This window comes from Bacteroidota bacterium, assembly GCA_013696965.1.
Classification (GTDB): Bacteria; Bacteroidota; Bacteroidia; order JACCXN01; family JACCXN01; genus JACCXN01.
On the sequence record JACCXN010000081.1, the window covers coordinates 55,271 to 64,543 of the forward strand.

Here is a 9,273-nt window from a genome sequence, read left to right on the forward strand (position 1 = left end):
ACAAACACATTGGAAACAGCAAAAAATCAAGATTTTCTATACGCAAGAAACATAATCGAGGCCAGCCTTGATCCGTTAATTGCAATAGATACACTTGGAAAGATAACCGATATGAACCAGGCAACTGTGAATATTATTGGATTAACTCGCGAAAAAATTACCAATACCGATTTCTTTAGTTATTTTACTGATCAACAAAAATCACGTGAAGTTTATGAGCAGGTTCTCACTAATGGATCTATTGCCGATGCTGCGCTTACCTTTGTCAATAAAAATGGGAAATTAACAGATGTATTGTTCAATGGATCTGTTTACAAGGATAATAAAGGAAAAACTCTTGGCGTAGTTGTTGTTTCAAGAGGAAATCAAAAAAGGGCTGAGGAGTTAATGCTTGCCAACCAAGAGCTCTTATTTCAAAATAAAGAGAAAGGAAAGCGTGCAGAAGAGTTGATCATCGCCAATAAAGAACTTGCCTTTCAAAATAAGGAAAAAGAAAAACGCGCAAATGAGTTGGTCATTGCCAACAAAGAACTTGCTTTTCAAAATAAGGAAAAAGAAAAACGCGCAAATGAGTTGGTCATTGCCAATAAGGAACTTGCTTTTCAAAATAAGGAAAAAGAAAAGCGTGCGGATGAGTTGATAATTGCCAACAAAGAGCTAGCATTTCAAAACAATGAGAAAGTAAAACGCGCAGATGAATTGGCAATTTCCAACAAAGAGCTAGAATTTCAAAACAATGAGAAAGGAAAACGCGCAGATGAATTGGCAATAGCCAACAAAGAGCTAGCATTTCAAAACAATGAGAAAGGAAAACGCGCAGATGAATTGGCAATAGCCAACAAAGAACTTGCTTTTCAAAATAAGGAAAAAGAAAAACGCGCAAATGAATTTGCGATTGCCAACAAAGAACTTGCTTTTCAAAACAATGAGAAAGGAAAACGCGCAGATGAATTGGCAATTGCCAATAAAGAACTTGCTTTTCAAAACAATGAGAAAGGAAAACGTGCGAATGAGTTGATAATAGCCAACACAGAGCTAGCATTTCAAAACAATGAGAAAGGAAAAAGGGCAGATGAATTAGTTCTTGCAAATGAAGAACTAGCATTTCAAAACAATGAAAAAGGAAAACGGGCAGAAGAGTTGGTAATAGCCAATAAAGAACTTGTTTTTCAAACTGGAGAGAAAGAAAAACGGGCAGCAGAATTAGTAATTGCTGATATAGAACTTGATTTTCAAAACAAAGAGAAAGAAAAAAGAGAACTCGCAAATAAGGAACTAAAAGCATTTCATTATACTGCAAAATTAGCATCTCAATATTCACTTAGCCTTATAGAAGCAAGCAGAGATCCACTTGTTACAATAAGTCCTGAAGGAAAAATTACAGATTTGAACCAGGCAACAGCAAAAATAACAGGTCTTTCCCGCACTAAGTTAATTGGTTCTGATTTTTTTGATTATTTTACCGAGCCTAATGAAGCCCGTAAGGTCTATAAAGAAGTATTTGCAAAAGGATCTGTAGCTGATTCACCTCTTACACTGCGTCATAAAAATGGCAAACTTACTGATGTATTATTCAATGGTTCTGTTTATAAGGATGATCAGGGAAATGTATTAGGGGTGGTAATTGTTGCAAGAGATGTAACAGCACAAACATTGCTTTCCAAGTATTCACGAAGCCTTATAGAAGCGAGTCTTGATCCTTTAGTTACAATAAGTACAGAAGGCAAGATTACTGATATGAATCAGGCTACCATTGATATAACAGGTATAACACGCAGCAAACTAACAGGAACTTACTTTCTGAATTATTTTACAGAGCCGAAAAAAGCCCTTGGTGTTTATCAGGAAGTATTTGCAAATGGATCAGTTACTGATTCCCCTCTTACACTGCGTCACAAAAATGGCAAGCTTACTGATGTTCTCTTTAATGGATCAGTATACAAGGATGATAGAGGAAATGTGTTGGGAGTAGTTGTTGTAGCAAGGGATGTTACTGATCAAAAAAGAATTGCAACAGAACTCCTCGAGGCTAAAGTTTTTGCTGAATTGGCAACAGTTTTTGCTGAAGAGGCTAAGGCAAATGCTGAAAATGCAACAAAAATAGCTGAGGATGCAGTTAAAGCAAAGCAGCAATTCCTGTCAAACATGAGTCACGAGATTCGAACTCCTATGAATGCAATCATAGGGTTTACAAAAGTTGTGCTTAGGACAGAACTAACCTCTAAACAAAAAGAATATTTAAGTGCCATAAAAATGAGTGGCGATGCACTTATTGTGCTCATTAACGATATACTAGACCTGGCAAAAGTAGATTCGGGAAAAGTAACATTTGAACAAATTCCTTTTAATATGGAAGCATCCTTATCAGCGATGCTCCATGTTTTTGAAACAAAAATACAGGAAAAAAACATACAGTTGGTTAAGAATTATGATTCTAAAATTCCAACATTTTTGCTAGGAGATCCAGTTCGTTTGCATCAAATCATATTAAATTTGGTTAGCAATGCTGTTAAGTTTACAAACAAAGGCAAAATTACAGTAAGTGCACAATTACTCAAAGAAGATACTAAAAAAGCAACAATTCGATTTACGGTTACAGATACAGGAATTGGAATAGACGAAAATAAAATTCAAACGATTTTTGAAACCTTTCAACAGGCAACCAGCGAAACTTCCAGATTATATGGAGGAACAGGATTAGGCCTTGCGATAGTTAAACAATTGGTTGAGGCCCAAAAAGGCAGCATCACTGTTACAAGTAAACTTAAAGAAGGTTCTGCTTTTAGTTTTATATTGAGTTTTAAAAAAACAGTTGCTATTGTACCATTAGAGTCAGATATAAAAGAATTGGATACTAAGATCCAGAACTTAAAAATTCTGGTAGTTGAGGATATTGCTTTGAATCAATTACTAATGAAAACACTGTTGGATGATTTTGGTTTTGAATGCGATATTGCCTCAAATGGAAAATTGGCTATAGAAAAATTAGAAAGCAATTCCTATGACATTATTTTAATGGATTTGCAAATGCCGGAGATGAATGGATTTGAAGCCACGGAATACATTCGAAATACAATGAATTCTAAAATTCCAATTATAGCATTAACAGCAGATGTAACAACAGTGGACTTAGCCAAATGCAAATCTGTAGGAATGAATGATTATGTTGCAAAACCTATTGATGAAAGATTGTTATTTAGTAAAGTAATTAAATTGGTAAACAAATCGTTGTTTGCAAAGGGAAAAGAAAAAAAGGAAAAAGGTCAAAATAAAATATTAAAATGCACAGATTTGACTTATATAAGTTCACTTACAAAATCTAATCCTAAATTAATGATGGAAATGATTTCACTTTATCTTGAACAGACCACACCTTTAATTAATACCATGAAAGAAAGTATGAAAAACAAAAACTTGGTGTTACTTAAAGATGCTGTACATAAAATGATTCCATCATTTTCAATAGTAGGAATTAACAAGGATTATGAAAACATTGCAAAAAATGTTCAGGAATATGCTGCCACGCATACCCATACAGATAAAATACCAGGCTTAGTTTTACAACTACAAGTTATTTGTACACAAGCTTGCGAAGAATTAAATGAAGAATTAAATAGGCTTAAAAGCATGAACTCATGAATAAAGAAAAAATAAAAGTATTCCTGGTAGATGATGATTCAGTATTTTTAAAAGCATTAGAAATCGAATTTCTACACCATACTGATTTCACTGTTAAAACCTTTTCCACTGGCGAACTCTGTATAAAGAATTTATCCCACAATCCAGATGTAATTATTTTAGATTATCATTTGGATGGAATTGATAAAAATGCAATGAATGGCATTGAAACTTTGGATAAAATAAAGGACTTTAATCCGGACATTCCAGTTGTAATGCTCTCGTCACAGGATAAAATTGAAGTGGCCATAAGCTGTATGCATCATAAGGCATTTGATTATGTTGTAAAAAGTGAAACTTCCTTTATGCGCCTACAAAAAAACATTACTGCCTTTTTTCATTATGAAAGAATTGAAAAAGAACTCAGTTGGTATATGGCACGAATGTAATTCCCTCCTTTGCCTTTTTTATACAGGCTGAATTTATTGCATAACCTAAAGTTGCTTTCTTTTATTTGAAAGCACTAAATTAAGTATTGGATCAAATTTTCCTGAATTAAAATATGTGAATGTTGCAACTTTTTTTCAAAGTTATGTAACACCCCTCCTGTAAAATGTGCTGACCTTTGTTTTGTAAAAATTTAACAATTCATAAAAACAAAATGAAAGCAATAAATCTCCTTATAATCGGAATTGTGCTGGTTTTTTCAGGCGCAGCAAAGGCACAGGTTAATGTAAATGTAAATATTGGCTCTCCTCCACAATGGGGCCCTGTAGGATATTCTGATGTTCGGTATTATTACCTGCCAGATGTGGAAGCATATTATGATGTTCATACTTCTATGTTCATTTATTATGGAGGTGGGGCTTGGATTCATAGATCTTTTCTTCCTTCGCATCATAAGCACTATGATCTATACAGCGGTTATAAGGTAGTTATGGTGGATTATCATGGTAACTCACCCTTTTCTCATCATGATAGTTATAAGATCAAATATAAAAAAGGATATAAAGGGGGAGCACAAAAAACAATTGGTCCAAAGCCTGGCAAAGGAAACTCAAACGCAGGAGGGGGTTCCAAAAGTCATTCAAACAATCAGGCAAAGCAAGGAAATAACAAAAGTGCAGGATCTGGAAATGTAAAAGGTGGATCTCCTAACAATAACATGCAAAAGAGCCAGGGAACAGACGGTGGAAAAGGAAAAAGTGGCGGAAAAGGCGGCGGTGGTGGCGGAAAAGGCGGCGGTGGCGGAGGAAAAGGCAAGAAATAAATAAATCAAAAAATATTCAGCCAAAAATTGTTACCTGTGGAGACCAGCAACCACTTGAAAAACGGGGCGAAATCGAAAAGCCAAAAGAGTAGAAAACAAATAAATAAATAAAATGAAAACTACAAAATTCTTATTAGTAATTCTGTTTGCCGGTTTTTTTGCAATGTCAATGAATAGTTGTAAAAAATGCAAACACGAGGATCCAAGAGCAAGGATAATAAACAACGGAACAAAGGTTGCAAGTGTTCAAATTAAATCATCAGGTGGAAATACTGAGAACATAAACAACATTGATCCGGGAACAATTTCAGATTACCGAAGTTACGCTCCAGGTATAGTTACTTATACCGTTTCTGTTGAACAGAGTACTTTTCTTTATCAACTTGAAGTGGTTGAGTGTTTCGAGTACGATATTGTAATTGATGAAAACAATACAATTACATCGAAGCCAACAGACAGAAATGATTAATTGTTAAAATACCCATTCTGGTTATAACATCACTGGATCTAGAATACAGTGATATTATAACCAGAATTAAAACTATGAGGTTTAAAAATAAAAATCAGGCAAAACTGTTTTAAAACAAATACGTAAAGCCTGTTTTCATCTTTTTTTGAAAAGAAATATGGAATTCCTTTAATAAACAAAACACAAAACAAACTATTAAAACTAAAGAAATGAGACCATTAAAAACAGCTGCAATTTTAGCCTTTTGTGCAGGCTTATTATTCAGCACATCCTCTTGCCTTGTAGTTGTAAAAAAAGACAATGGAAGACATAAGGGATGGTTTAAGAACACGAACAACCCCCATCACCCCCATAGCACAAATCCAGGAAATGGAAACTCAGGAGGCAAAGGCAAAAAAAACAAGCACAAATAATAATTGCTGCATTTAGACTTAGGTTTTTTTAATGCCTGGAAAAAACTATACTAATTCTAGGATCATGCGTGAATAATGTAAATCTTTCCAAAAATTATGTAACACCTATGTCCTCTATGTTTCCCACCTTTGCCATTGAAAATTAATTCACATCTAAAAAGCCTGAAAGGGGAAATTAACCACACTCTATTTAAAACAAACAAAATGAAAAAAACAAGAAACATATTAGCAACTCTTGCAATAGTATCGGTTGTATTAATTGGCGGATGTAAAAAGGATGAAACCAAAGTTCCCAATCAAAAAGTAGTAATGAGCCCTGTGGCCATGGGTAATGCCTCTGGTTTTGCTGTACTTGCAGGTGCAGCAGTTACAAGCACAGGAGAAACAACAATTACAGGAGACCTTGGACTTAGTCCTGGAACTTCTGTTGGAGGATTTCCTCCCGGGATATTGAATGGGACTCTAAGAATTAATGATGTTATATCCAACCAGGCTAAATTGGATTTAACGGCTGCTTATAATGATGCGGCAGGCCGAACTTCGAAAGATATTGTAACTTTATCTGGCAACATTGGAGGAATGACACTTACACCAGGGCTTTATAAATCAACCTCATCACTGGAAATTTCTTCAGGAGATGTAACTTTTGATGCAAAGGGGGAATCTTCTTCTGTTTTCATAATACAGATAGCATCAACACTTACAACAACACCTGGAAGAAAAGTTATACTAAGTGGAGGAGCATTGGCTTCCAACATTTTTTGGCAAGTTTCCAGTTCAGCCAGCTTTGGGACAACTACTGTTTTTAAAGGAACGGTTATGGCATTGGAATCAATCACTTTTGATACAGGTGCTACTCTTGAAGGTAGGGCATTAGCAAGAACAGGTGCTGTTACTATGGAGGGAAATACCATTGTAAAAAACTAAAAATTATTTCGAAATAAATAAAAGGAGCATGGTCATTAAAAAGGATTTATGCTCCTTTTTTTATTGATTAAAAGTTTGAAAAAAGCATATCCGTTTTTTATCTCTCGTAATCAATAATTCATTGTGAAGGACCCGATATAAGGTGCAATTATTCACTAATTATAGGCATTACATAAACAAAATTAATTCCAGGAACCATTAATATTAAATTAATAAAGGTGTGAATGATGTAACTTATTTAAAAAGTTATGTAATACTTCCCTATTGGAAATAACTCACCTTTGTTGAGTGAAAATTAATTCACATTAAACCTTTTTTAATTATGAAAAACAATCTACTCAATTTATTAACGGCAGTTATTCTGTTTTTAATACCTACTATTCTATTTGGCCAGGCACCTAACTTAGGAACAGCTGCTGGATTTGTTCTTTTTTCAACTGATGGCGCTATTGGCAATACTGGTATCTCCCAACTTACAGGGAAGGTAGGAACCAATAACGGATCCAGCACAGGTTTTGGAAATGTAAATGGAGGAATGCATGACAATGATGGGGTAACTGCACAAGCTGCCATAGATTTACTGCTTGCTTACAATGAATTAAATGATGAAATTGCAGATTTTGCACTTGCTCCTTTGCTTGGAAATGGAGACACCTTAATTGCTGGTGTTTATGCAATATCAGCTGCTGCAACTTTAAATTTAGATCTTTTTTTAGATGCAGAAAACGATCCAAATGCTGTATTTGTTTTTCAAATTGCAGGCCCATTTTCCACAAATGCAGATTCAAAAATCAAATTGATTAATGGAGCTAAGGCATGTAATGTGTTTTGGAAAGTTGAAGGACTGGTAAGCATGGCTTCAGGAACAAAAATGAGAGGAACAATTATAGCAAACAATGCTGCAATTGAAATGAACACAGGTGATACCCTTGAAGGAAGAGCACTTACAACTGCCGGAGCTGTTACTGTTAGCGGTGTATTGGCATATACTCCTGTTGGTTGTGGAAGTCCTTCACTTTCGGGTCCAAATGCTCCTGTACTTGGTGAGGCCGCTTGCTATGGAATATTTTCTTCAGACGGACCTATAGTTAATGCTGGAATTTCCACTGTTAATGGTGATGTTGGAGCAAATGTAGGTTTAACCTCTGGTTATGATCCTTTATTAGTAACAGGAAACATTCATCCAATTCCTGATGGGTCAACAGCACAATCTGCATCTGATTTATTGCTTGCCTACAATTATTTAAATATGCTTCCACATGATATCGAATTACTTTATCCGGCACAATTTGGTGGCAACCTGGTTCTTACTCCTCATACATATGCTTTAAACGGAGCAACAACTTTTACAGATACACTTTATCTTAATGCCATGGGAAATGCAAATGCAGTATTCATTATTAAGATAAATGGAGCCCTTTCTACAAGTACTTATTCAAAAGTTATACTGGTTAATGGAACAAAAGCAGAAAATGTTTATTGGATGATTAATGGGGCTGTAGACATAAATGATTATTCTGTTTTTAACGGAACTATTGTTTCTCAGGGCGCTATTAATTTATTTACAGGAGTAACCCTTAACGGTAGAGCCCTTACAGGTGTAGGAGCTATAGAAACTGCTGCAATTGATGGCAATGCTTTAATTCCTGCAAGTTGTCCATCAACTCTAGGTGTTCAAACACTTGGTCAATCAAATTCAGTTGAAAAGGTAACGGTTTATCCTAATCCATTCCGTACTTATACCAACATCACAATAAAAGATGCATCACAAATTAATAAATCTGTTTTACATGTTTACAATGTTTTTGGAGCAGAAGTAATGAATAAAGTCATTACCAGTCAATCAACTACTCTTGATACAAGTAATCTTCCTTCTGGGCCTTATTTCTATAAAGTTATTGGTAATGACAAAACTGTTCAGTCAGGTAAAATGATTATACAACAGTAAATAAAACAAGAAAAAAAGCTGCCCTTAATCCTAATTGAAAAAGGATTAAGGGCTTTTTTTTTCTTTCAAATTCAAGTGTGAAAAGGATAAACATGCATTACAAGAGTTGGAAAAAGCAAAACAAAATTGTTATATCCAAGAATAAATATTCCATAAAAAAACCTTTCGTTTTTGAACAAAAAACATTTTCTATCCTGCTAATCTAAACTAAAGAAAAATAATTATGAACGATAATGAACTCATCAACATTTTTATTATTGAAGACAATAGGTTATTCATGCTAACATTAAAAGCACATATAGAAATTGCTTTTGTTAACCAAAAAATGAAAATATACTGTTTCGAAACAGGAGAAGCATGTATGGATAAATTTAAAGAAGTAAAACCCCAGATTGCAATTCTTGATTATCATCTTAACAGCATAACCCCTGATGCTGCAAACGGCATTAAGATTTTAGACTGGATTAAAAAGGAACACAAAGAAACTTTTGTGATTATGCTAACGGATCAAGCGGAAAAGTTGGGGGGAATGAACAAAAATCATTTCTTTGCAAAAAATATTCTACGTGCAAAGAGATGAAAACCACAGCTTGGCAAACTTGATTTTGCCAGAAGGGATCTTGGAATT

Annotated in this window: 8 protein-coding genes; all 8 read left to right on the forward strand. The window is 34.6% G+C overall.

Annotation, left to right across the window (positions count from 1 at the left end):
- Window positions 1-9: 9 nt before the first annotated feature.
- Entirely contained in the window at window positions 10-3,639 is a 3,630-nt protein-coding gene (locus H0V01_12025) for a PAS domain S-box protein (protein MBA2584100.1), read from the forward strand.
- A complete protein-coding gene (locus tag H0V01_12030) occupies window positions 3,636-4,067 on the forward strand; it encodes a response regulator (GenBank protein MBA2584101.1) in 432 nt (143 codons plus the stop codon). The genes H0V01_12025 and H0V01_12030 overlap by 4 nt, the downstream gene beginning before the upstream one ends.
- A 212-nt stretch (window positions 4,068-4,279) precedes the next feature.
- Window positions 4,280-4,888, forward strand: a complete 609-nt coding sequence (locus H0V01_12035; protein MBA2584102.1) for a hypothetical protein — start codon at window positions 4,280-4,282, stop codon at window positions 4,886-4,888.
- Window positions 4,889-5,000: 112 nt separating this feature from the next.
- On the forward strand, window positions 5,001-5,357 hold the full coding sequence (locus tag H0V01_12040) for a hypothetical protein (protein MBA2584103.1): 357 nt from the start codon (window positions 5,001-5,003) through the stop codon (window positions 5,355-5,357).
- Between the two features lie 209 nt (window positions 5,358-5,566).
- The gene (locus tag H0V01_12045) at window positions 5,567-5,770 is read left to right on the forward strand and encodes a hypothetical protein (protein ID MBA2584104.1); all 204 of its coding nucleotides are present in this window, start codon (window positions 5,567-5,569) and stop codon (window positions 5,768-5,770) included.
- A 204-nt stretch (window positions 5,771-5,974) separates the two neighbouring features.
- Window positions 5,975-6,697: a DUF3494 domain-containing protein gene (locus H0V01_12050; protein MBA2584105.1), complete on the forward strand. Its 723-nt coding sequence runs from the start codon at window positions 5,975-5,977 to the stop codon at window positions 6,695-6,697.
- A gap of 322 nt (window positions 6,698-7,019) precedes the next feature.
- Window positions 7,020-8,645, forward strand: coding sequence for a DUF3494 domain-containing protein (locus tag H0V01_12055; protein ID MBA2584106.1), 1,626 nt, complete (start codon window positions 7,020-7,022; stop codon window positions 8,643-8,645).
- 223 nt (window positions 8,646-8,868) lie between these two features.
- On the forward strand, window positions 8,869-9,225 hold the full coding sequence (locus H0V01_12060; protein MBA2584107.1) for a response regulator: 357 nt from the start codon (window positions 8,869-8,871) through the stop codon (window positions 9,223-9,225).
- Window positions 9,226-9,273 lie beyond the last annotated feature (48 nt).

What these genes read in the sequence shown, in the direction of transcription:
- H0V01_12030 (MBA2584101.1), top strand. Translation starts at nt 3,636, where the DNA reads ATGAATAAAGAAAAAATAAAAGTATTCCTGGTAGATGATGATTCAGTA.
- H0V01_12035 (MBA2584102.1), top strand. Translation starts at nt 4,280, where the DNA reads ATGAAAGCAATAAATCTCCTTATAATCGGAATTGTGCTGGTTTTTTCA.
- H0V01_12040 (MBA2584103.1), top strand. Translation starts at nt 5,001, where the DNA reads ATGAAAACTACAAAATTCTTATTAGTAATTCTGTTTGCCGGTTTTTTT.
- H0V01_12045 (MBA2584104.1), top strand. Translation starts at nt 5,567, where the DNA reads ATGAGACCATTAAAAACAGCTGCAATTTTAGCCTTTTGTGCAGGCTTA.
- H0V01_12050 (MBA2584105.1), top strand. Translation starts at nt 5,975, where the DNA reads ATGAAAAAAACAAGAAACATATTAGCAACTCTTGCAATAGTATCGGTT.
- H0V01_12055 (MBA2584106.1), top strand. Translation starts at nt 7,020, where the DNA reads ATGAAAAACAATCTACTCAATTTATTAACGGCAGTTATTCTGTTTTTA.
- H0V01_12060 (MBA2584107.1), top strand. Translation starts at nt 8,869, where the DNA reads ATGAACGATAATGAACTCATCAACATTTTTATTATTGAAGACAATAGG.